The organism is Mesorhizobium sp. WSM4807 (genome assembly GCF_055811615.1).
On the sequence record NZ_JBVVQY010000001.1, the window covers coordinates 14,516 to 36,315 of the forward strand.

The 21,800-nt window shown below is 63.1% G+C and carries 17 protein-coding genes; 4 read left to right on the plus strand and 13 right to left on the minus strand.

Features of this window, described 5'->3' with window-relative positions:
- Positions 1 to 14: 14 nt before the first annotated feature.
- Both AC0L3N_RS00075 and AC0L3N_RS00080 read right to left on the minus strand, forming a co-directional pair.
- On the minus strand, positions 15 to 947 hold the full coding sequence (locus tag AC0L3N_RS00075) for a polysaccharide deacetylase family protein (RefSeq protein ID WP_473544681.1): 933 nt from the start codon (positions 945 to 947) through the stop codon (positions 15 to 17).
- A 280-nt stretch (positions 948 to 1,227) separates the two neighbouring features.
- Positions 1,228 to 2,367, minus strand: a complete 1,140-nt coding sequence (locus AC0L3N_RS00080) for a LacI family DNA-binding transcriptional regulator (RefSeq protein ID WP_473544683.1) — start codon at positions 2,365 to 2,367, stop codon at positions 1,228 to 1,230.
- A gap of 611 nt (positions 2,368 to 2,978) precedes the next feature.
- On the opposite strand from AC0L3N_RS00080, the gene AC0L3N_RS00085 reads away from it, so the two are divergent.
- From AC0L3N_RS00085 to AC0L3N_RS00095, 3 genes are all read left to right on the plus strand, one after another.
- Entirely contained in the window at positions 2,979 to 3,941 is a 963-nt protein-coding gene (locus AC0L3N_RS00085; protein WP_123146202.1) for a sugar-binding protein, read from the plus strand.
- 233 nt (positions 3,942 to 4,174) lie between these two features.
- Positions 4,175 to 5,719, plus strand: a complete 1,545-nt coding sequence (locus AC0L3N_RS00090; RefSeq protein ID WP_473544685.1) for a sugar ABC transporter ATP-binding protein — start codon at positions 4,175 to 4,177, stop codon at positions 5,717 to 5,719.
- Positions 5,720 to 5,743: 24 nt separating this feature from the next.
- Entirely contained in the window at positions 5,744 to 6,739 is a 996-nt protein-coding gene (locus AC0L3N_RS00095; protein WP_095494041.1) for an ABC transporter permease, read from the plus strand.
- Between the two features lie 237 nt (positions 6,740 to 6,976).
- Here the strand turns inward: AC0L3N_RS00095 and phnN are convergent, their stop codons facing one another.
- The 9 genes from phnN to AC0L3N_RS00140 form a co-directional block, all read right to left on the minus strand.
- A complete protein-coding gene (phnN, locus tag AC0L3N_RS00100; protein ID WP_473544687.1) occupies positions 6,977 to 7,597 on the minus strand; it encodes a phosphonate metabolism protein/1,5-bisphosphokinase (PRPP-forming) PhnN in 621 nt (206 codons plus the stop codon).
- Positions 7,594 to 8,733 carry an alpha-D-ribose 1-methylphosphonate 5-triphosphate diphosphatase gene (locus AC0L3N_RS00105; protein WP_473544689.1) on the minus strand — a complete coding sequence of 380 codons (1,140 nt, stop codon included), beginning with the start codon at positions 8,731 to 8,733 and terminating at the stop codon, positions 7,594 to 7,596. The genes phnN and AC0L3N_RS00105 overlap by 4 nt, the downstream gene beginning before the upstream one ends.
- Before the next feature lie 93 nt (positions 8,734 to 8,826).
- Positions 8,827 to 9,534, minus strand: coding sequence for a DUF1045 domain-containing protein (locus tag AC0L3N_RS00110; protein ID WP_473544691.1), 708 nt, complete (start codon positions 9,532 to 9,534; stop codon positions 8,827 to 8,829).
- A 153-nt stretch (positions 9,535 to 9,687) separates the two neighbouring features.
- The gene (gene iolB, locus AC0L3N_RS00115) at positions 9,688 to 10,500 is read right to left on the minus strand and encodes a 5-deoxy-glucuronate isomerase (protein WP_473544693.1); all 813 of its coding nucleotides are present in this window, start codon (positions 10,498 to 10,500) and stop codon (positions 9,688 to 9,690) included.
- Positions 10,501 to 10,506: 6 nt separating this feature from the next.
- Complete coding sequence (locus tag AC0L3N_RS00120; RefSeq protein ID WP_473544695.1) at positions 10,507 to 10,725, minus strand: DUF3329 domain-containing protein; 219 nt, start codon at positions 10,723 to 10,725, stop codon at positions 10,507 to 10,509.
- Between the two features lie 47 nt (positions 10,726 to 10,772).
- The gene (gene iolE / locus AC0L3N_RS00125; RefSeq protein WP_473544697.1) at positions 10,773 to 11,690 is read right to left on the minus strand and encodes a myo-inosose-2 dehydratase; all 918 of its coding nucleotides are present in this window, start codon (positions 11,688 to 11,690) and stop codon (positions 10,773 to 10,775) included.
- Positions 11,691 to 11,861: 171 nt separating this feature from the next.
- A complete protein-coding gene (gene iolD, locus AC0L3N_RS00130) occupies positions 11,862 to 13,712 on the minus strand; it encodes a 3D-(3,5/4)-trihydroxycyclohexane-1,2-dione acylhydrolase (decyclizing) (RefSeq protein WP_473544699.1) in 1,851 nt (616 codons plus the stop codon).
- Between the two features lie 35 nt (positions 13,713 to 13,747).
- Positions 13,748 to 15,682: a bifunctional 5-dehydro-2-deoxygluconokinase/5-dehydro-2-deoxyphosphogluconate aldolase gene (locus tag AC0L3N_RS00135; RefSeq protein WP_473544701.1), complete on the minus strand. Its 1,935-nt coding sequence runs from the start codon at positions 15,680 to 15,682 to the stop codon at positions 13,748 to 13,750.
- Positions 15,683 to 15,812: 130 nt separating this feature from the next.
- Positions 15,813 to 16,658: a MurR/RpiR family transcriptional regulator gene (locus tag AC0L3N_RS00140; RefSeq protein WP_473488534.1), complete on the minus strand. Its 846-nt coding sequence runs from the start codon at positions 16,656 to 16,658 to the stop codon at positions 15,813 to 15,815.
- Between the two features lie 155 nt (positions 16,659 to 16,813).
- On the opposite strand from AC0L3N_RS00140, the gene AC0L3N_RS00145 reads away from it, so the two are divergent.
- Positions 16,814 to 17,923 (plus strand): Gfo/Idh/MocA family protein, encoded by a 1,110-nt coding sequence (locus tag AC0L3N_RS00145; RefSeq protein ID WP_473544703.1) that lies wholly within the window; start codon positions 16,814 to 16,816, stop codon positions 17,921 to 17,923.
- A 329-nt stretch (positions 17,924 to 18,252) separates the two neighbouring features.
- Here AC0L3N_RS00145 and AC0L3N_RS00150 read toward each other — a convergent pair whose 3' ends face one another.
- Positions 18,253 to 19,344 carry a 3-deoxy-7-phosphoheptulonate synthase gene (locus tag AC0L3N_RS00150; protein WP_473544704.1) on the minus strand — a complete coding sequence of 364 codons (1,092 nt, stop codon included), beginning with the start codon at positions 19,342 to 19,344 and terminating at the stop codon, positions 18,253 to 18,255.
- Positions 19,345 to 19,791: 447 nt separating this feature from the next.
- A complete protein-coding gene (locus AC0L3N_RS00155) occupies positions 19,792 to 21,555 on the minus strand; it encodes an adenylate/guanylate cyclase domain-containing protein (protein ID WP_473544706.1) in 1,764 nt (587 codons plus the stop codon).
- Positions 21,556 to 21,800 lie beyond the last annotated feature (245 nt).

The window sequence follows — 21,800 nt, forward strand, 5'->3', positions numbered from 1 at the left end:
AGTTGGACGTCGGCTCATGGCGCTTCGCCCTCGGCCGGAAACAGCGACAGCCAATACCGGGCGATATCGTTGCGGCGCATGAAGACGGCCTCCGGCCTGGACAGCACCGTCTCGATTATGCCTTCCAATGCCGCGGCCCGGTTGGGCTGGCCGGTCCACCGCGCATGGACGGCTATCGTCATCATGCGCCCGCCTTCTTTCCTGGCTTCCCTGATCAGGAAGTCCAGATAGGCTTCGACGTTGTCGACGAAGTCCTTCGGCGTCACATAGCCCGGGCTGACCAGATAGCGGCTGTCGTTCAATGTCTTGGAATAGGGAACGACCAGAAGGCGCCTGTTCTGTGCCGGCACGAAATAGGGCAGGTCGTCATTGCACGGATCCGAATCGTACAGGAAGCCGCCTTCTTCGATCAGGATGTCGCGCGTGTTGACACTGGGAAAGGAACGGCTGTTCCAGCCGATCGGCCGCTCGCCGAGCAGCTCGATGAACAGCGCGACGGCGCGCTGCAGTTGGTCGCGCTCCTCGTCACGGCTCAGGGTCCATTGTTCGGTCCAGCGCAGGCCATGGCCGAGCAGATCGTGACCCGATTGGCGCAGCCATGCCGTCACCTCCGGGTTGCGCCGCAGCGCCTCGGCACAGCTTGAGATCGTGGCGTGGATGCCGTGTCGCTCGAGCAGTCTGGCGATGCGCCAGATGCCGACGCGGCTGCCATACTCGAAATGCGTTTCGGTGCCGAGATCGCGGATGCCGGCCGGCGCCGACAACGGATATTCGCCCCAGCCATCGCTATGGTCGTCGCCCTCGAATAGCGAATATTCCGACCCTTCCTCGTAGCAGACCACGAGATTGACTGCGACCAGACGTCCGTCCGGCCAGATGATCTGCGGCGGCCGCCGGCCGTAACCGACGAAATCGCGCGGCGGGCCATGGCGATGCTGGAGCTTCATGGCAGTATAACTCCTGGCAGGTTGCCGATTCGGGTCAGCGAGGAAATCGGGCTCGAAGGCCGGCGCGGAACGGCGAACCAGATCAGATTTACCCTTGGATCCAGGATTTCGCCACAACCAGACTGCAGCAAACCGTATGTCAATCCGCAGAACTCGGGATACAAGAATCCCGATCCACCATGCCAGGCGACAATTTGGGGCCATCGCCCTTTGCGGGGGCGCCTGTCTGGCTTGGAGCGGCATCAGTACGGCGTTTGCATTGACGGAAGTCTGGAGGTGCTCAGCTGGCTGTCAGTCCGTGTGTGCGCCCAGGCGCCACAGCACTGACCGATTCCCGCTCGACCAGCGGGCATTCAAGCTTGGTAATGGGGTAGCGGCCGCGGCCGGGCGGTGCAGGGACCTCCAATTGCTCGATCGCCCATTGCCCCATCGCCATATGCGGCAGGATCGACGTCGTCAAAGGCGGGAACAGATGCCGGGCGATTTCCTCGTCGTCATAGCCGATCACCGAAATATCCCCAGGGATGTGCAGGCCGGCTTCCTTCAGCGCTTCGTAGCAGCCGATCGCGGTGCGGTCGTTCTGGCAGAAGATGGCGGTTGGGCGGTCCTTGAGCGCCAGAAGCTTGACGGTCGCGGCGTAGCCGGCGCTCGCCGACCAGTCGCCCTCGACCACCAGCTCCGCATCGAACGGGATGTCGGCCGTCGCCAGCGCCCGGCGGTAGCCCTTCAGCCGATCCTGCGCCGCCTGCATCCACGGCTCGCCGGTGATGGTGGCGATGCGGCGGTGGCCATGGCTGATCAGGTGGCGGGTGGAGCTCTGCCCGCCGGCGATTTCGCTCGGCACCACGGCGGGGAAGGCGTAGTCGGCGGTATAGCAATTGAGCAGGATGACCGGGATATCGAGGTCGTAGAGATAGTCGGGCGCGGCGATCTCGCGCGTGAAGATGGTCATGTAGATCAGCGCCGAAATGCCTCGCTTGGTCAGTGCCGCAATCGCGCGCGGCTCCATGACGGAATCACCCAAAGTCTGAGCGACCAGCACGACGTTCCCGGCATTCCACGAGGCCTGTCGCGCTCCTTCTATGGCGACGACCGCTTCGGGACTGGTCGCCAGTTGATCGACCGCGAAGCCGATCACCCCGTCCAGCCCCTCGAACGAGGCGATAGGGCTGCGAAGAGCAGAGAAGGCTGGTGGCGCATAGCCGAGACCCCGCGCGGCCTCGATCACCCGTTGGCGGGTCTGCTGCGAGAGCCTTATGCCTGGCGTGTTGTTGAGGACGAACGAAACCGTTGCCTGCGAGCAGCCGGCGGCCCTGGCGATATCGGTCATGGTGACGCGACTCTTGGGATTCTTAGCCGATGGCTTTCGGCGCCGGGAGGCTTCAAGGGCAGGATCGCGCAGATCCGTCGGTTCGCTCATGGCGTTGTGTTCCAAATTCCCGGCTTGGCTAACCAGAGCTCGTCCTGGACGTCATTAAAGACGGTAAGGCGCCCGACGACGCTTCGCGTTTATAAAACAGGCACTCGATAAATCATTATTATCATCCTGGCAGCCGAATGGCTAGCAGCGCGGAGAGAGCGATACGCGGTTTCTGGAAGATCGATTTCTGGGAATGTGGTCCAATTTCAAGGCGGTTAAACGGCCTCGGAAGCCCCCCTTTCTCACCACACGGCAGGCAGCCAATCGCCAGCGGCACCAGGTTTCCATCCAGAGACTAATACTATTTACTAATAGGCGTAAGCGTTCTATTGTCAATTCGTCATGCCCGGCTCGGGACCGAACGGGCCGTGACGGGAAGCAGGCGCGTGGCGCGGCATCCGCGGCTCTTGGGCCGGCAAAGCAACGCCACGCAATTACGGAAATGTCAGACAAATCCGACTATACGAACAGCCAATGAGTCTCTAAAGTCCAAAATCGCGGCTGGAATGGCGCCGTTCTTTCGCTGCCAGCACCCCTTGAGGAGGAGGCGTCCAGCCGCATTCGACAAGTTCAGATCAGCGAAAATGACTGAATCAAATGGGAGGTTGAACATGAAATCTGCGATACGAAATGCGTCCGTCGCTGCCGCGGCCTTGGCTCTCGGTCTGTCCATCACGGCGATTGCCCGTGCCCAGGATAAACCGACGCTGGCCTTCGTCGTCAACGGCGCTTCCGATTTCTGGAAGGCGGCCGAAGCCGGCGTCAAGAAGGCCCAGGCCGAACTGCCCGACTACAATCTCGAGCTCAAATATCCGGAGCAGTCATCGGTCGCCATCCAGCAGCGGCTGATGGACGATCTGGTGACGGCCGGTGTCAAGGCGATCATGGTTTCGGCCGTTGATCCCAAGACGTCTACCGACGGACTCAACAAGATCGCCTCGGAGACGGCGCTGTTCACCACCGACAGCGACGCGCCGCAGACCAAGCGGGTCGCCTATATCGGCTCGTCCAACATCGATGCCGGCAAGCAGGCGGCCGAGATCGCCAAGAAGGCGATGCCCGACGGCGGCAAATGCCTCGGCTTCGTCGGCCTGCTTGGCGCCGATAATGCCAAGGAGCGCATCGAGGGCATGAAGGAAGGGCTCGCCGGCACCAAGATCGAGCTGATCGACGTGCGTGGCGACGACATCGACCAGGCCCGCGCCAAGAAGAACGTCGAGGATGCGCTGGTCGCCAGCCCCGACGTCACCTGCATGGTCGGCTTCTATTCCTACAACACGCCGCGTATCTATGAAGCGCTGCGCGACGCCGGCAAGCTCGGTCAGATCACGGTCGTCGGCTTCGACGACGATCCGATCACGCTGGGCGGCGTCAAGGAAGGCACCGTTGCCGCCACGGTGGTCCAGCAGCCCTTCGAGTGGGCCTATCAAGGCATGAAGCTGATGGCCGCCTATCTCAAGGGCGACAAGTCGGGTGTTCCCGCCGACGGATTGATCATCGTGCCGACCAAGATCATCGGCAAGGACGATGTCGACGCCTATGCCGCCAATCTGAAGGCGATGTCTGGAAACTGAGCGTCGTCGGCGCTGCCCCTCATCCGCCTGCCGGCACCTTCTCCCCGTGAAGAACGGGGGAGAAGGGCAGTGGTTGCAACGCTGGCGATCCTTCTCCGCGTTCTTGACGGGGAGAGCGTAAGGGTGAGGGGCAGCGCGACGCTGGCGTGACTGGCTCCCCTTGTTATTGACGGGCTTGATCAGGCTCGTCAATCTGCGGGGAGGCCGACCCCGCCAACTGCTGTCAGGCGTGAATGAATTATTCCGACGCATCCATCGGCGCATCCACGACCGCCCCGTTCCTCAGTCTTGAGGGCGTGCGCAAGACCTATCCCGGCGTGGTCGCACTGGATGGATTTTCGATGGAGGTCAGGCCCGGCGAGGTCGTCGGCCTCGTCGGCGAAAACGGCGCCGGCAAGTCGACGCTGATGAAGATCCTCGGCGGCGTGACCACCCCCGACACCGGCACCATCACCGTCGACGGCATCGCCCATGACGGGCTGACCGTCGAAGCCAGCATCGGTTCCGGCATCGCCTTCGTTCATCAGGAACTCAACCTGTTCGAGAACCTCGACGTTGCCGCCAACATCTTTTTCGGCCGTGAGCCTTTGCGCGCCGGTCCGCTCAGGCTGGTCGACCGCGCCAGGCTGCGCGCGCTGTCGGCGCCGCTGCTCAAACGCGTGGGCGCCAATTTTTCGGCCGACACGCCGGTATCGACGCTATCGCTCGCCCAGCAGCAGATGGTCGAAATCGCCAAGGCGCTGTCGATCGAGGCAAGGCTGGTGATCCTCGACGAGCCGACATCGAGCCTGCCACTTGCCGAAACCGACAAGCTGCTCGATGTCATCAAGGCGCTGAAGGCGGAGGGCATCAGCGTCATCTTCATCTCGCACCGTCTTCACGAGGTCGAGCGGGTCGCCGATCGCGTCGTCGTGCTGAGGGACGGTATGCTTGCCGGCACGCTGGCGAAGAACGCCATCAACCACGACCAAATGGTCAAGCTGATGATCGGCCGCATGCTGAAGGAGAGGGAGAAGGCCGCAGAATCGGCGCGCCCGCCCGGCACCGTCGCCCTGTCGGCCAAAGCCATTCGCACCAGCGCCTATCCCGACCGGCCGGTCGATCTCGGCGTCAGGCATGGCGAAATTCTTGGCCTGGCGGGTCTTGTCGGCTCCGGCCGGACCGAGCTGGCGCGCGTGCTTTTCGGCATCGAGAAGAGCCTTGGCGGCGCGCTCCAGCTTGATGGAAAAGATCTGGTTGTTGGTTCGGCCGCCGACGCTGTGGCCAACGGGATCTTCCTCGTGCCCGAGGATCGCAAGCTGACCGGAATCCTGCTCGATCTGTCGATTGCCCAGAATATTTCGCTCCCCAATCTTCCGGCGCATGCCCGGCGGTTCCTGGTTTCTACCAGCGCCGAGGCCGTCACCGCCGAGAAGCAGAAAAGCAATCTCGGCGTCAAGGCGCCCTCGGTGGCGACGCGCACCGGCACGCTGTCCGGCGGCAACCAGCAAAAAGTCGTGCTGGCCAAATGGCTGGCCATGAGCCCCAGGGTGATGATCCTCGATGAGCCGACGCGCGGCATCGACATCGGCGCCAAGGCCGAGATCTACGGGCTGATGCGGGCGCTGGCCGATGCCGGCGTCGCGGTGCTGATGATCTCGAGCGACATGGAGGAGGTGATCGGCGTCTCCGATCGCATCGCCGTCATGCATGAGGGCCAGATCTCAGGCGTTCTCGACAAGGAACAGTTCAGCCAGGAAAACGTGCTGCTGCTGGCGGTTGGCAAACAGCCGAAATAATTCGCGGGCATTTGGGAGAAGACGATGAGCAAGAAAGATCTCGGCCTGCTGATCCTGATCCTTGTGGTGGGAGCGGTGGTGGCGATCATCAATCCGCGCTTCCTGCTGCCGATCAACCTCGCCAACACCTCGAACCTGATCGGGCTGTTCGGCATCCTCGCGATCGGCCAGGCTTTCGTCATCATCACCGGCGGCATCGAATTGTCGGTCGGCTCGGTGGTTGCGCTGCTCGGCGTCCTGTTTGTCGATTTCATCGCCACGCGCGGCATGGCATGGCCGGTCGCGCTGCCGCTGATCCTCGTGCTCGGCGGCATCATCGGGCTAGCACATGGCTGGCTGATCACGCGGCTCAAATTGCAGCCTTTCGTGGTGACGCTGTGCGGGCTGTTGATCTATCGCGGCGTCGCGCGGTTCTACACAGCCGACGGCACGGCGGGCTTTGCCTTCGGACAGAACTTTCCGGAACTCGAGTTCCTGACCGCCGGGCGATCCTATGGCGTGCCAAACAGCTTCATCGCGCTGATCGTCATCGCCATCGTGATGTGGGTGGTGCTGCACCGCTCGGTGTTCGGCCGCTACCTCTACGCCATCGGCAAGAATGAGGAGGCGGCGAAATATTCCGGCATCCGCACCGGCCGCGTCGTCATGGCCGCCTATGTCATCTGCGGCGTGCTGACGGCGCTGTCGGCGATCTATTTCGCGATGTACACGCGCTCGATCTCGCCGGCGAGCCACGGCCAGTTCTATGAACTCTACGCCATTGCCGCAGCCGTGCTCGGCGGCTTCTCGCTGCGCGGCGGCGAGGGCTCGCTGATCGGCGTCATCCTCGGAACGGTCCTGCTGCAGGAACTGCAGAACCTCGTCAACCTGCTCGGCATCCCCTCCTCGCTCAATTTCGCGGTGATGGGGGGGGTAATCCTCATCGGCGTATTGGTCGACCAGCAATGGGGCGTGTACCGGGAGCGGCGGCTGATGCTGGAGGCAACCCGCAAGGGCACGGCAGGTGCGGCAGCGGAATAGCGCTTCACGAACCTTGAGTGGGCGGGACAGCGCCCCCTCTGTCCTGCCGGACATCTCCCCCACAAGGGGGGAGATTGGCAGCTCTGCCGACGGCGCCATTCTTCAGCATTTGAGATTGGCGAAACCCGATGCGACATCCAATCTCCCCCCAAGTGGGGGAGATGTCCGGCAGGACAGAGGGGGGCGCGAAGGATCGCTACAGATTAGTTTGCCCCCGCCTGCATTCTTTGATCGATGTCACGGTCGGTCGGAGAAGGTCATCGCCTTGCGCAGCACGTCGGCAAAGCGCTCGCCGGCCGCTTCGCGCGGGCCGCTATTGTCGATCGAGGTGACATCTGGTCCGGACAACGCCACATTGGCGCTACGCGCCAGCCGCGCCAGCACTTCACCGCGCGACTCGCGGCCGCGCATCGCCAGTCGCTCGGCCAGGATTTGCGGCGAAGCGGTGATCTCGACGATCGCCAGATTGGCATAGCGATCACGCAGCGCCGGGATGATGGCGCGGGAGACATTGGCGATGGCGACGCGGCCGTTGGCGACCGACCGGTCGACATCAGCCGGGATGCCGTAGCGCAAGCCATGCGCCTCCCAGGAGATGGCGAAGGCACCATCCGCTTCCGCCTCGACGAAGGCCGCATCGGCAAGCGTGTCGTGATCCTCGCTTGCCGTGTCGCTCGGCCGGGTGATGACCCGGCGGACGAACTCCAGCCGCGTCTCGTCGGCAAATAGCGACCGGGCATAGCCGATCACCGTGTCCTTGCCGGCGCCGCTCGGGCCGACGACGGCGACGAAGACGCCGTCGCGGATCGGTAACGCCGCGGCGAGCAATTCACGCTCGATCAACGCCGACGCCATCACGCGACCCGGCGTCCCTGCCGCCAGACCGTGCGGACAACCGGGACATGGTCGTCGAGACGGACGCGAACCACATCGGCGCGCCGGCCCTGTTCGATGACGCCGCGGTCGGCGAGGCCGACTGCCTCGGCCGGGTTCTTCGAAACCATGGCGACCGCCTGAGGCAGGGAAATGCCGTCGACCACGTCGCCGAGGAAAAACGCCGACTGGATCAGGCTGAAGGGAATGTAATCGGACGACAATATGTCGAGCAGGCCTTCGCCGGCGAGCGTGCGGGCCGAGACGTTGCCCGAATGCGAGGCGCCGCGCATGACGTTCGGGGCGCCCATCAGCACCCCGAGCCCTGCCGCCTTCGAAGCTTTTGCGGCCTCTTTGGTGGTCGGGAATTCGGCGACGCGGACGCCTTGTTCGATCGCCTCGTCGACATGGCCGGTCGTGGCGTCGTCATGGCTGGCCAGCACGATGCCGCGCTGATGGCAGGCAGCAGCGATGAAGGCGCGGTTCGGCCCAGAATTCGTCGCCGACTCCGCCATCCGCTTCTGACAGAATTGCTGGAATTCGCGATCCGTCAGCTTCAGCTTGCGCTGGTAGTAATAGGCATAGGTTTCCAAATCGACGAACTGGCGCTGTCCCGGCGCATGGTCCATCAGCGACGCCAGCTTGATCCTGTCATCGCCGTCAAAATGCGCGAAGGCTGCGAGGCAATCCGGCGCCGAAACCTCGCAGCGCAGATGGATGAAATGGTCGGCCCGCAGCCGGTCCTGCTGGACGCTGTCCTCGATCGCATCGGCCAGCTTGCGCATGTCGGCCGAATTCATGTCGGCGTCGTCGTCCATGCCGACGCGCAAGGCATCGAGCACGGTGGTGATGCCGGCGGTCGCCACTTGCGCGTCGTGAGCGAGCACCGCGGCGATCGGGTTCCAGCGCACCTTCGGCCGCGGCGCGTAATGGCCTTCGAGGTGGTCGGTGTGAAGCTCGACCAGCCCGGGAATGATGAAATCGCCGCCCATGTCCTCGCCGCTCCGGCCGGCACCGGCGTCGATCCCGGCGATCAAGCCGTCGCGCAGCACGATCGAGCCTTCGACGATCTCGTCGGCAAGCACGATGCGGGCATTGTTGAGAACGGTCTCGACAGTCATTTCAGGCGGTCCTTGGAGCATTTTTGCAGCCAATTGGAATCACCGATTGGGTGAATTGGCGTCGCACAAATGCGGTTAAAACAAATAGCCATTTCAGGCAGTTTTTCTGACCGGGCGGCGCCCGAGCGCGTGATGGGAAAGCACCATGAACGGGGCGCCAGGTTCGGTTTCGACAAACAGGGTCAGTGCGTCCACCGGCACCGGCCGGTGCAGGACCTGCGCAAACAGGCTGTCGATTGCTGCGCGAAGACGAGGGCCTTCCTGTGACGAGACACGGCCGGACAGCGTCATATGAAAACGAAAGGTCCCGAAGACATAGGGGTAACCCCACTGGCAGAGGTTGCGGAATTCAGCCGGCTTCAGCGAATCGGGGCTGCGCCGCTCGATCTCAGCCTCGCTCAGCGGTGCGCGAAAACGGTCGAAGTCGCGCACCACGTCGTCGGCGAAGCGGTTGAGCGCCGGCAGCGGTCCTTCCGGCACCAGCGCGAAGAAGCCGTCGATCTGGCTGACGACCAGCCGCGGGATCGTCACCACCGGCGTCGTCTCGGCGAAATCGTCCAGTGCCGCGCGAAGCGCGCCTTCCGTTTCGTTCGAAGCCAGCCGGAAAGGCGCCTTCAGCGTCGCATGAAAGCCGTAGCGGCGCGCCGAAGCAGTGTGGAAGGCGACTTCCGCCGCCGACAGTTCGCCCACGGCCTCGGCCGGCCTCGTGGCAGCGCCGAACGGGTCGCGGCCGAGCCAATTGGCGGCGATCCGCGCCAGCGGTTCGTCCTGCCGGGGGGTGAAATAGATAGCGTAGCGCATCGAAAGTCCTCGTCAACTCCCGCTGCCATAGGCGATTTGCATGACGAAATGACGAAGCTGATGATCGCTCCTGATAACAAAGTTGCTCAGGCGGGTCATTAGCCGACGATTTTTTCGCCTTGGGCCAGTTTGCCGACCCGGACGGGCAGCGCCTTAGGCCTTCATCAGCCATTCGTGCTCGGGCGCATTGTGGAATTTCCACGTCCGCTTCGGCCCGGCCATGACGTTGAGGTAGTAGAGGTCGTAGCCATGGCAGGCGGCACAAGGGTGATAGCCCTTTGGCACCAGCACGACGTCGCCGTCTTCGATTGCCATCGCCTCGTCGAGCGAACGAGCGCCATTCCGATCGGCATCGGTGTAGACGCGCTGGAAGGCAAAGCCCTGCGGCGGATTGAGGCGGTGGTAATAGGTCTCCTCAAGATAGGATTCGGCCGGCAGATTGTCCTGGTCATGCTTGTGCGGCGGATAGCTTGATGTATGGCCGCCAGGCGTAATGACCTCGACCACCAGCAATGAATCGGCCGGCTTGCCTTCCGGCAGGATGTTGGTGACATAGCGCGTGTTGGTGCCCTTGCCGCGAACCTCCTGGCCGAGATCCTTCGGCGCAATGACGCGGACCGGCAGGCCGCCGCCAAGCCCCGGCGCCGAGCAGACCGCAACTTCGAGATCGGTATCGGCGGTCACCGACCAGTCAGAGCCCTGCGGTACGTAGACCGACCACGGCTTGCCTTCGAAGGGCGACATGCGTTCGCCGAGCAGGCCGAGATCCTTGTCGCCGGCCTTGGCCTTGCCCTTGCCGGTGACGAACACCAGGCAGATTTCGCGATCCGCCGTCTGTCCGGAGGCTGTTTCGCCTGGCCGCAATCGATGCAGATCGAAACCGACATAGGTCCAGCCGGCGTTTTGCGGCGTCACATGGGCGACGCGGCCATGCCCCTTATCGGCTTTGACGAGCAGTTTCGACATCTAGGGTCATTCCTTAGGTTCGGTGTCGTCCGAGGTCTTGTCGCCGTCGGCCGGCTTGAAGAGATAGAAGAACTGCCAGACCGCATAGCCGGCGAAGCCGAGCGCGATCGTGCCCCAGAACGGCGCGCCGGTGGCAAACTCGACCACGGCCCAGCCCAGGCAGACCGCGACGATGGCAACGCGCCGCCACAATGGCCGGAAGAACGGATGCTCAGAGTCCTTCATCGGATCAACCCCCGCATCGGATCAGCCCTTCGCTGGGAATACTGCATTCAAGCATTGGGGAAGCCCTGTGTTGCAACCGTGTAGCCGGCGGCCGTCATCACCCGCATCAACTCCTTGTAGCCGACTTGCGCCATCCTGAGCGGCGGATTCTTCTTCGGGTCCTGCTCGGCTTCGACCACGAACCAGCCTTCATAGCCGTAGTTCGCCAGTCTTTCCACAATGGCACCGAAATCCAGCGAACCATCTCCCGGCACCGTGAAGGCGCCAAGCGCCACGGCATCGAGAAAGGATTGCATCTGGCGATCCAGTTTTTCAATCACCCCCATGCGCACATCCTTCACATGCACGTGGTTGATGCGCTGGTGATGGTTGTCGATGGCGCGCAGAACGTCACCGCCGGCAAACGCCAGGTGACCGGCATCGAGCAGCAAGGGAATGCCTTCTCCCGAATAGCGCATGAAAGCGTCGAGTTCCGGCTCGGTCTCGACCACCGCCGCCATATGATGGTGATACGAGAGCGGCATGCCCTGCTCGGCGCACCATTCGCCGAATTGGGTGAGGCGCCTCGCATAGGCTTTCATCTCGTCGTCCGAAAGCCTTGGCTTGGTGGCGAGCGGCTTCGAGCGGTCGCCCTGGATGGAGCGGCCGACCTCGCCATAAACGATGCAAGGCGCGTTCACCGCCTTGAACAGATCGATCATAGGCTGGATGCGATCCTTATTCCTGGCCATGTCTTCGTCGACCAGCGTCCCGGAGAACCAGCCGCCGCAAAGCGTCACGTCGGCCTCCTTCAGGATCGGCAGCATGATTTTCGGATCACTGGGAAAACGGCGGCCCATTTCCATGCCGGTGAAGCCCGCCGAACGCGATTGCGCCAAGCATTCCTCCAGCGACACGTCATCGCTGAGTTCCGCAAGATCGTCGTTCCACCATGCAATTGGGGACATGCCCAGTTTGGCTTTCAAGTCGTTGCTCCAATGTCAGATCGTTCAATTTTCATTCGTCGGCGCTGCCCCTCATCCGCCTGCCGGCACCTTCTCCCCGTAAGGACGGGGAGAAGGGACAAACGTCAACGTTCGCGACCCCCTCTCCCCGTCCTTACGGGGAGAGGGTAAGGGTGAGGGGCAGCGCCGACATCAATCACCAACACTCTGCATCCGCCGCTTTTCTTCATAGGCTTTGCGTGCGGCGTTGACCTGCGGCCGCGAAGAAACTTCCGGCACGGCGACATCCCACCAATGGCCGCCGACATCGGTCGACACCAGTGGGTCGGTGTCGATGACCAGCACTGTGGTCCTTGTATTCTTCTTCGCTTGCGCCAGCGCCGTTTCCAGCCCGGCGATCGACGAAACCTTCTCGGCGATCGCACCCAGGCTTGCCGCATGCGCCGCGAAGTCGATGTCGGGCAAAATCTCGTGGCGTGCGTCCTTCAGCAGATTGTTGAATTTGGCGCCGCCGGTCGCCATCTGCAGCCGGTTGATGCAGCCATAGCCTCTGTTATCGAGCAGCACGATGGTCAGCTTGAGGCCGAGCATGACCGAGGTCGCGATCTCGGAATTGAGCATCAGATAGGAGCCGTCGCCGATCATCACGACGACCTCCTCGTCGGGCTTGGCCATCTTGACGCCGAGCCCGCCTGCGATCTCGTAGCCCATGGTCGAGAAGCCGTATTCGGCGTGGTAGGAGCCGGGCGCGCCAGCTTGCCAAAGCTTGTGCAATTCGCCGGGCAGGCCGCCGGCGGCATGAAGCAGTATCACGCCGGAGCCCATGGCGCGCTGCACGGCGCCGACCACCTGCGCGTCGGACGGATAGGCGGCATTGGTCGACGCCGTCACCTTGCCAGCATCGGCCTGCCAGTCCCTCTTGCCCCTGGCCGCATTGTCGGTCCAGGCAGCCGGCGCCTTCCAGCCGTTCAGCGCCGCGCCAAGCTCGGCGAGCCCTTCCGCCGCATCAGTGACCAGCGGCAGCGCCTGGTGTTTTCCCGCGTCGAAAGGCTGGACGTTCAGCCCGATGATGGTCTTGCCGGAATTCTTGAACAGCGCCCACGAGCCGGTCGTGAAATCCTGCAATCTGGTGCCGACGGCAAGCACGACATCGGCTTCTTCAGCCAGCCGGTTGGCAGCCGAAGTGCCGGTGACGCCGACGGCCGCCATGTTGAGCGGATGATCGTCCGGAAGCGAGGATTTGCCGCCCTGCGTCTCACAGACCGGGATACCGGCGCCTTGCACCAGCTTCGCCAATTCACCGGAAGCCTGCGAATAAAGCACGCCACCGCCGGCAATCACCAATGGCTTCTTCGCGCCCTTCAGTGCTGCCACCGCGGCCGCCAGCTCCTGGCGGTCCGGACGCGGTCGGCGCTGGGTCCAGACCCGTTCGGCAAAGAAGCTCTCGGGGTAATCATAGGCCTCGGCCTGCACGTCTTGGCAGAGCGCCAGCGTCACCGGTCCGCATTCGGCCGGATCGGTCAGCACCTGCATCGCGCGGTTCAGCGCCGGGATGATCTGCTCGGGCCGGGTGATGCGGTCGAAATAGCGCGACACCGGGCGGAAGCAGTCATTGACCGTCGCCGTGCCGTCGGAGAAATCTTCGGCCTGCTGCAGGACGGGGTCGGGGATACGATTGGCGAAGACGTCGCCGGGGAGAAACAGGACGGGCAACCTGTTTACATGCGCAAGTGCCGCCGCCGTCACCATGTTGAGCGCGCCGGGGCCGATCGAACTGGTCGCCGCCATGAACCGACGACGGAAATTGGCCTTGGCGTAGGCGATCGCCGCATGCGCCATCGCCTGTTCGTTGTGGGCGCGAAAGGTCGGCAATTCGTCGCGCACCTGATAGAGCGCCTCGCCGACGCCGGCGACGTTGCCATGGCCGAAGATCGCCCAGACGCCGCCGAAGATCGGAATTTTTTTGCCGTCGATCTCGGTCATCTGGCGAGCAAGAAAGCGGGTCAACGCCTGCGCCATCGTCAGGCGGATTGTCTTGGTCATGGTGTTTTCCTCCGCAGTCCTTATGCCGCGCCTTCTTATGCTGCTTTGCGGCCGCGCGCGGCAAGCCATGCCTCGGTCAGCCTCTCGAAGCGCGACGCCATGTCGGCAACTGCCTCGTCGTCCGACATCTTGCCGGCAAGCCATTGTTCGGCCGCGTTGATGAAGATGGTGCGTCCGACGGCGAAGCCCTTGACGATGGGCGCCTTGGCGGTGGCGGCGAAGGCCGCTTCCAGCTCGTCCTGTGGCGCTTCCAGGCCGAGCAGCACAATCCCGCGGCACCACGGATCGTTCTTCAGGATCACCGCTTCGATCTTCGCCCAGGCCCCGGCTGAGGCCTGCGGTTCAAGCTTCCACCAGTCGGGCTTGATATCAAGCGCATAGAGTTCCTCGAGCGCGCGCGGGATCGTCGTGTCGTCGAGCTCGCCGTGCTTGCCGGCGATGATCTCGATGAGAAGTTCTCTCCCCACTTTCCGCGCGGCCTCGAACAGGCTTTTGAGCTTCTGCTGCTGCTCGGTCTTCAGCGCCTCCGGGTCGTCGGGGTGGTAGAAGCACAGGCACTTGATGCAATGGTCGACCGGCCACTCGATCAATTGCGAGCCGATATCCTGCGAGAATTCGAAACGAAGCGGCCGAGATCCGGGCAATTCGACTGGCCGGCCAAGCCAGGCGAAGGAATGGCGGGCGAATTCGAACATCGCCTCGCGGCCGTATTTTTCGTCGAGCAGCATGCCGTAGCCGGCGCGGCCGGCGGCAATCTTTGCCGCCGCCTTGACCGTCAGCACCTTGAAATCATGGATGCGCGACGGGTCGGCGCCGGCTTTCGCGGCGACATCGTCAAGCTGGATGCGATGATCGCAGGCCAGCGCCATCAGCGAGGGAATATCGCGCCGGCGCGTCGTCGCCCAATGGATATGGTTGATCGCCTCGTCCTTGCGCAGCGCCAGGTGCTGGCTGCCGTGCTTCAGGAAGAACTGCAATTCCTCGAAGGTCGGGTATTCCGGCGCGCAGAGCAGCCGCGACACGGCGAAGGCGCCGCAGGCATTGGCCCAGGTCGCCGCCGTCTCCAGGCTTTCCTCGCCGAGCCAGCCGCGCAAAAAACCCGACATGAAGGCATCGCCGGCACCCAGCACATTGTAGACCTCGATCGGAAAGCCCTTGCCGACGATGCCGTCTTCGAGATCATCGCTGATCGGCCCGTCATAGACGATGCAACCCATGGCGCCGCGCTTCAGCACGATGGTGGCCTTGGACAGTGAGCGGATCGTCTTCAACGCACTCAGGCAATCGTCCGCACCGGAGGCGATCATGATCTCTTCTTCGGTGCCGACGATCAGGTCGCACTCGGGCAGCACTGTCTTCAGCTGGGCGGAGACCCGGTCGGATTTCACATAGCGCTCGAAGCCTTCGGCATGGCCGGCGAGTCCCCACAGATTAGGGCGGTAGTCGATGTCGAACACCACCTTGCCGCCTTTGGCTTTAATAGTGCGGATCGCCTTGCGCTGCGCGGCGTCGCTGTTGGGCCGCGAGAAATGCGTACCGGTGACGACGATGGCGCGTGCCGAAGCGATGAACGCTTCGTCGATATCGTCTTCCGAAAGCGCCATGTCAGCGCAGTCGGAGCGGTAGAAGATCATCGGCGAGACGCCTTCGTCCTCGACCGACAGCAGCACCAGCGCGGTCAGCCGGTCCGGGTCGGTCTTGAGGCCGGCGACGGAAACGCCCTCGCGTGTCAGCTGCTCGCGGATGAATCGGCCCATCTGCTCGTCGCCGACGCGGGTGAGTAGCGCCGAGCGCAGGCCGAGCCTCGCCGTGCCGACCGAGATGTTGGCCGGACAGCCGCCGACCGATTTGGCAAACGAGGTGATGTCCTCCAGGCGCGAGCCGATCTGCTGGCCGTAGAGGTCGACGGAGGCGCGGCCAATGGTGATGACGTCGAGCGGCGCATGTTTCGCGTCCACGGCTTCGCCCATTCGAACCTCCCATCAGCCTTGTTGTCTTGGGTAACACGCGCGAGCGGCAGCGTGGCGCCGGCAATATGAAATAATAATTCCAATCCATAGTCAATATGGAACGCGCATTCCTTTGCTGAAAAATGGCTGTCTAGGCCTTGCGCTTCCTGCCCGCATCGCGCCGCTTTTCGCCAACCGCAACGGTCAGCGCCATGGCCAGCGCCATCGTTGCCGACAGCGAGCGGAAGCCGGCGAAATCGGCCTCGGCGACCTCGAACCATACTTTGGCGAACTGGGCGAGCGGCGAAAAGGAACTGTCGGTGATCGCCACGATCGGCACGCCTTGCTCGGAAATGACGCGCGCCTCCTCGATGGCCGCCGGGGCATAGGGTGAGAAACTGATGGCGATGACGGCATCCCTGGGCGAGGCAAAGCTGATCATCTCGGCGTTGAGGCCGGCGGCCGATTCGATCAGCTGGTTGCGGATCTTGAGCTTGCCCAGCGCATAGGCGATGTAGGAGGCGACCGGATACGAACGGCGCTTGGCCAGCACGTAGATCGTCTCCGCCTTCGCCAGCAGGGCGATCGCATCTTCGAAATGGTCTTCGTTCAACCTGCCTGAAATATCGTTGAGCGAGGTGCTGGCCGCGGCGACGAAGCCGTCGAAAATCGCCCGGTGACCGGCACCTTCCTCGGCCTTGGCGCGCAATGCCGCCAGCCTTTCGTCATAGGACGAATTGCGCTCACGCAGGCGCTCGCGGAACACCAGCTGCAGGCTGGTGAAGCCGTCGAAGCCGAGCTGCTGGGCGAAGCGGATCAAGGTCGAAGGCTGGACGCCGGCGGAGGCGGCGATGCTGGCGGCGGTGCCAAAGGCAATATCGTCGGGATTGTCGAGCGCATAGGCGGCGATCTGCGCGATGCGCTTGGGCAGGCTATGGCGCCGTTCCAGGATCGTCGAACGCAGCGTTTCGAAATCGCGGGGCACCCGTTCGTCCATCGTCGCTCCGCCTAGGCCCATCAGTCGATGCCGTGTGTGCCCCATCATAGCGAGCCTGTGCAAGAAGGCCATAAAAAATGAGGCATGCGTTCCATTTCTGGATAAAATGGACTAATTCATCCACACAAAAACTTTCCGATGATGGAGGCAAGGAAATGGTCGGAGTCGGTCTTATCGGCACGGGCTTCATGGGCAAGTGTCACGCCATCGCCTGGAACACGGTCGGCACCGTCTTTCCCGACGTGGCCAAGCCAAGGCTGGTCCATCTCGGCGAGGTCACAGAGGACCTTGCCAGACGCCGTGCCACCGAATTCGGCTTCGCCAAGGGCTCCGGCGATTGGCGCGCCGTCGTCGACGATCCGGAAGTCGATATCGTCTCGCTGACCACGCCCAACCAGTTCCACCCGGAGATGGCCATCGCCATCCTCGAAGCCGGCAAGCATCTGTGGTGCGAAAAGCCGATGGCGCCAACTTTTGCCGACGCGCAAGCCATGGCGGCGGCGGCCAAAAAGTCCGGCAGGGTGGCCGCGCTCGGCTACAACTACATCCAGAACCCGGCCATCCGCCATATCGGTGCGCTGCTCGACGAGAAGATCATCGGCGAGGTCAACCATCTGCGCATCGAGATGGACGAGGATTTCATGGCCGACTCGGAGGCGCCGTTCTTCTGGAAGCATGAGGCGGCCTCCGGTTACGGCGCGCTCGACGATTTCGCCGTGCATCCGCTGTCGCTGGTCGCCGTGCTGTTCGGCCGCGTCGCCCGAGTCATGTGCGACATGGCAAAACCCTATGCCGATCGCCGCCTCGCGTCGGGCGGGCGCCGGGCGGTTGAGACCTACGACATCGCCAGCGTGCTGATGCATCTCGAAAACGGCATTGCCGGCACGCTGCTGGTCAATCGTTCGGCCTGGGGCCGCAAGGGCCGCATCGCCATCCAGATCTTCGGCTCGAAGGGCTCGATCCTGTACGATCAGGAGCGGATGAACGAGTTCCAGCTCTATCTCACCGCCGACCGGCCGACCGAGCAAGGCTATCGCACCATCCTGGTGGCGCCGCATCACAAGCCCTACGACGCCTTCCTGCCGGCACCCGGCCACGGTCTCGGCTTCAACGACCTCAAGATCATCGAATGCCGGGAGCTTTTGACGCGGCTGGCCGGCAAGCCGGCGCGCATCATCGATTTCGACGAAGGACTTGAGATCGAGCGGACGGTGCATGCGATGGCGCGCTCGTTCGAGGAACAGCGCTGGATCGCGGCGCGGTAACGGTCGTATCCTCCGCCGCCCCGAGCCTCGCGCTACCGACGCCAGGGCGGGAGAACTTGTGTTGGCGAATGCCAATTGTCGGTATTGACGCCGCCCCTCATTGCCCTGCCGGGCATTTCTCCCCGTAAACGGGGAGAAAGAAGGTGGCTGCACCCTCGGCGCCCTTCCTGCAACGCTTGTAGTTGGCGAAACCGTCGATAACGGCGTCTTTCTCCCCGTCTCTATACGGGGAGAAATGCCCGGCAGGGCAATGAGGGGCTGCGCCGGCCTTTCAACGAAGCGGCAAGGTAGCAACCGCCGCAGAATTTCCCTGCTTTCCACCAGCTGTCTCAGGCCGCTCCTTGACGATTGTCGATCATAGCGCGTCGCGCTGACCGGCGCCGCTCGACGGCGTCGGCAAGGCCGTGCAGCACCGACTCGGTGGTTGTCCAGTCGATGCAGCCATCGGTGATGCTCTGGCCGTAGACCAGCGGCTTGCCGGGCATGATGTCCTGCCGGCCAGCGACGAGGTTGCTCTCGATCATGACGCCGATGATGCGCTCATCGCCTGCCGCGACTTGGCCCGCCACGTCAGCCGCCACCGTCGGCTGGTTCTCCGGCTTCTTGTTGCTGTTGGCGTGGCTGACATCGATCATCAGCCGTGGCGATATGCCGATCCGGCCGAGTTCCGCGCAGGCGGCAGCTATGCTCGTCGCGTCATAGTTCGGCACGATGCCGCCGCGCAGGATGACGTGGCAGTCCTCGTTGCCGGTGGTCGTGGCGATGGCGCTGCGCCCGCCCTTTGTCACCGCCATGAAATGGTGCGGCTGGGCGGCGGATTTCACCGCCTCGGCGGCGATCCGCAAATTGCCGTCGGTGCCGTTCTTAAAGCCGACCGGGCAGGACAGGCCGGACGCAAGTTCGCGATGGATCTGGCTCTCTGTCGTGCGCGCGCCGATCGCGCCCCAGGCGACGAGGTCGGCAACGTATTGCGGGATGGCCATGTCGAGGAATTCAGTCGCCGCCGGAAGGCCGAGATTGTTGATCGCAGAGAGGACGTTGCGGGCCATCCGCAGTCCTTTGTCGATGTTGAAGCTGCCGTCCAGGTCGGGATCGTTGATCAGGCCCTTCCAGCCGACCGTTGTGCGCGGCTTCTCGAAATACACGCGCATCACGATCTCCAGCCGGTCCGACAGGCTCTCGCGCAACCCCGCCAGACGGCTGGCATAGTCTACGGCAGCGGCCGGGTCGTGGATTGAACAGGGGCCGACGACGACGATCAGCCGATCGTCAGTGCCGGTCAGCACGGCGTGGATGGCGTTGCGCGACGCGGCAACGGTGCGCGTCGCCGTCAGCGTGCGCGGTATCTCCCGCATCACCTGGTCCGGCGTACTCAATTCCCTTATTTCCTTGACCCGAAGATCGTCGGTGGTGGTCAACACGGCTTTCTGCTCCTGGTTGGGAGACCTGCCGGCTGAAACAAAAAAGCCGCCAGGTCTGGCGGCTGTTCGGATGTTGTTGCTGCAATCTTCAGATCGAGCGCAATCCTCCCGCCGCCAGCGAGCTGCCGTAGCTAAAGTACCAGAACGAGGCGGTCAGGTGGATCATGCGCGCCCCTATATCGGAAGCCGCGGCGTTTGTCACGCGTCGGTAGTGTCTCTATTTGAATTTCGGCTCACGACCCTAAGCGGAAGCTCGTTCGCCCTCAGTCGAATTCACGCCCATGACCCGTTCCTGCCGTTCCATCGTATCACCTCAAAGTTCCGGATTGGGATGACGAACCGTCATTCATTGCAGCCGACTGATGGACGCATTCGCGCAAAAAAGACTACATGTCGGTCGGCACAGGTCCTGCCTACTTGCGCCCAAAACCGCCTTTGAGTACGCATCTATTGTTCCGGAACACCGGCAGCGCGGAGCGAGGCCAAGTCGGCCGCCATCTGCTCGGTATCGCCGCGGAACTGCGTTCTGAGCCAGGACGTAACAGTGAAGGTTGGCCGCGCCGCGGCAAGCTGCACGGCGGTCTCGCGGGCCTCTTCGAGACGCCCGTCCTGTTCCTGGACCATCACGATGTCGGCCAAACCATAGCCGGGACTGCGGGCATGATACGCACGGAACGCCGCAATCGCCTCCTCGGAGCGGCCGGCGAGCCGATAGGCGTTGCCCAGCACGCCGAGATACCACGCCTGATAATTCGGGCTTAGCGTAACGGCCCTCTCGATCTGGCCGATCCCCTCGGCGGCATGGCCGGAACAAGCGAGTACAAAGGCTCCGAACACCAGCACGTCGGGCAGATTGGGGCCGAGCTTGACAGCCTTCCGGGCAGCGGCGGCTGCCTCGTCGAACCGCGATCTTAGGAGCAAGATCCCGCCGGTGGCGCGATGGGCGTCGGGATTCTCGGGGTCGATCGTCAGCGCCCGCTCGACATAGGCTTGCGCTTTGTTCAATGCGGTTTCGCGGTCTTCGCCCGTCCAGCCATGGCGGGCGTCGGCGAAGTGCTCGAAGCCGAGCATGGCGTTGAGCGTCGCCGAATCGGGATCAAGCGCGAGCGCCTTCTCCCAGCAGCGGCGGGTCTGGACATGGGCATTCGTTGTATTCGGACCGCGATAGTGGTTCAGCCCCTGTATCCACAGGCTCCACGCTTCGACATTCGTGGTCGTGGTATAGCGTAGGCGCGCCTGCTCGCCTTCGGTCAGCCGGACCTGCATCTCGGTCGCGAGCGTTAGCGTGATCTCGTCCTGCACCGCAAAGATGTCGCCGATGTCACGGTCGAAACGATTTGCCCAGATGTGAACCCCTGTCGTGGCGTCGATCAACTGCGCAGTAATGCGGATGCGGCTGCCGGCCTTGCGGATGCCTCCCTCCAGCACGAAGCGCACGCCGAGTTCGCGGGCGACCTGGCGCACGTCCACTGAGCGCCCCTTGTAGACGAAGCTTGAATGGCGCGCGATTACGGACAGGCCGGAGAGCTTTGAGAGGGTGGTAAGGATGTCCTCGACGAGGCCGTCGGCAAAGAATTCCTGCTCCGGGTCGTTGCTCATCACCGAAAACGGCAGGACCGCAATAGACGGCTTGTCGGTGCCGAGCGGCCGGGTGAAATTGGCCATGGGGCCTGCCTTCGACGCGACTTCGTCGCCGTGCCATCGCCACACCCGCAACGGCCGATCGATGTTCTTGAGCTTAACTTCGCCAGAATCGACAAACGTGACGCCGATCTTGCCGCTCACCTGGGCATGGACGACGTCTGAGGCGAGAATGCCGCCATGCGGCGCTTGGCCTTCAAGCCGGGTTGCGACATTGACGCCGTCGCCGAATATGTCATCGCCCTCGATGACGATGTCGCCGAGATTGATGCCAATGCGGAACTCGACGCGCCGCTGAGCAGCCAAATTGCGCCCACTCATGGCCCGCTGGATCGCAACCGCGCATTCGACCGCCTCAACGACGCTGCCAAACTCGACCAGCGCACCGTCGCCCATCATTTTGACAATGCGGCCATGACGCGCAGCGACGGCGGGATTGAATGTCTCGCTCCAAATCTGCCGCAGCTCAGCGATCGTGCCGGCCTCGTCGGTCTCCATCATGCTGCTGTAACCGGCGACGTCGGCGGCGAGGATGGCGGCGAGCCGGCGCGTAATCTGCTGTTCCGACATACGGACCCCCACAGGCGATGCGCTTCACACCACTAGCCTTGGCTAGCAGGTCGTACTGTACGGGATATTCGTCATCTCTAATAGATCGTCGAAGACTGACTACGGCCTCGCATGCGATTCAGACCAGGGTCATCTAGGGACATCAGTACCGGTTCACGACAGACGCAAATGAGTCAAATTGCCTCGCAGCGCGCCCGCCGCGGAAGGGCTGCCTAACATCGAAAGCGGTAATTCGCAGGCCAGGC

Excerpts from the sequence above, each read along its gene's own strand:
- AC0L3N_RS00075 (WP_473544681.1), bottom strand. The coding sequence starts at position 947 with ATGAAGCTCCAGCATCGCCATGGCCCGCCGCGCGATTTCGTCGGTTAC.
- AC0L3N_RS00080 (WP_473544683.1), bottom strand. The coding sequence starts at position 2,367 with ATGAGCGAACCGACGGATCTGCGCGATCCTGCCCTTGAAGCCTCCCGG.
- AC0L3N_RS00085 (WP_123146202.1), top strand. The coding sequence starts at position 2,979 with ATGAAATCTGCGATACGAAATGCGTCCGTCGCTGCCGCGGCCTTGGCT.
- AC0L3N_RS00090 (WP_473544685.1), top strand. The coding sequence starts at position 4,175 with ATGAATTATTCCGACGCATCCATCGGCGCATCCACGACCGCCCCGTTC.
- AC0L3N_RS00095 (WP_095494041.1), top strand. The coding sequence starts at position 5,744 with ATGAGCAAGAAAGATCTCGGCCTGCTGATCCTGATCCTTGTGGTGGGA.
- AC0L3N_RS00105 (WP_473544689.1), bottom strand. The coding sequence starts at position 8,733 with ATGACTGTCGAGACCGTTCTCAACAATGCCCGCATCGTGCTTGCCGAC.
- AC0L3N_RS00110 (WP_473544691.1), bottom strand. The coding sequence starts at position 9,534 with ATGCGCTACGCTATCTATTTCACCCCCCGGCAGGACGAACCGCTGGCG.
- iolB (WP_473544693.1), bottom strand. The coding sequence starts at position 10,500 with ATGTCGAAACTGCTCGTCAAAGCCGATAAGGGGCATGGCCGCGTCGCC.
- AC0L3N_RS00120 (WP_473544695.1), bottom strand. The coding sequence starts at position 10,725 with ATGAAGGACTCTGAGCATCCGTTCTTCCGGCCATTGTGGCGGCGCGTT.
- iolD (WP_473544699.1), bottom strand. The coding sequence starts at position 13,712 with ATGACCAAGACAATCCGCCTGACGATGGCGCAGGCGTTGACCCGCTTT.
- AC0L3N_RS00135 (WP_473544701.1), bottom strand. The coding sequence starts at position 15,682 with ATGGGCGAAGCCGTGGACGCGAAACATGCGCCGCTCGACGTCATCACC.
- AC0L3N_RS00140 (WP_473488534.1), bottom strand. The coding sequence starts at position 16,658 with ATGGACGAACGGGTGCCCCGCGATTTCGAAACGCTGCGTTCGACGATC.
- AC0L3N_RS00145 (WP_473544703.1), top strand. The coding sequence starts at position 16,814 with ATGGTCGGAGTCGGTCTTATCGGCACGGGCTTCATGGGCAAGTGTCAC.
- AC0L3N_RS00155 (WP_473544706.1), bottom strand. The coding sequence starts at position 21,555 with ATGTCGGAACAGCAGATTACGCGCCGGCTCGCCGCCATCCTCGCCGCC.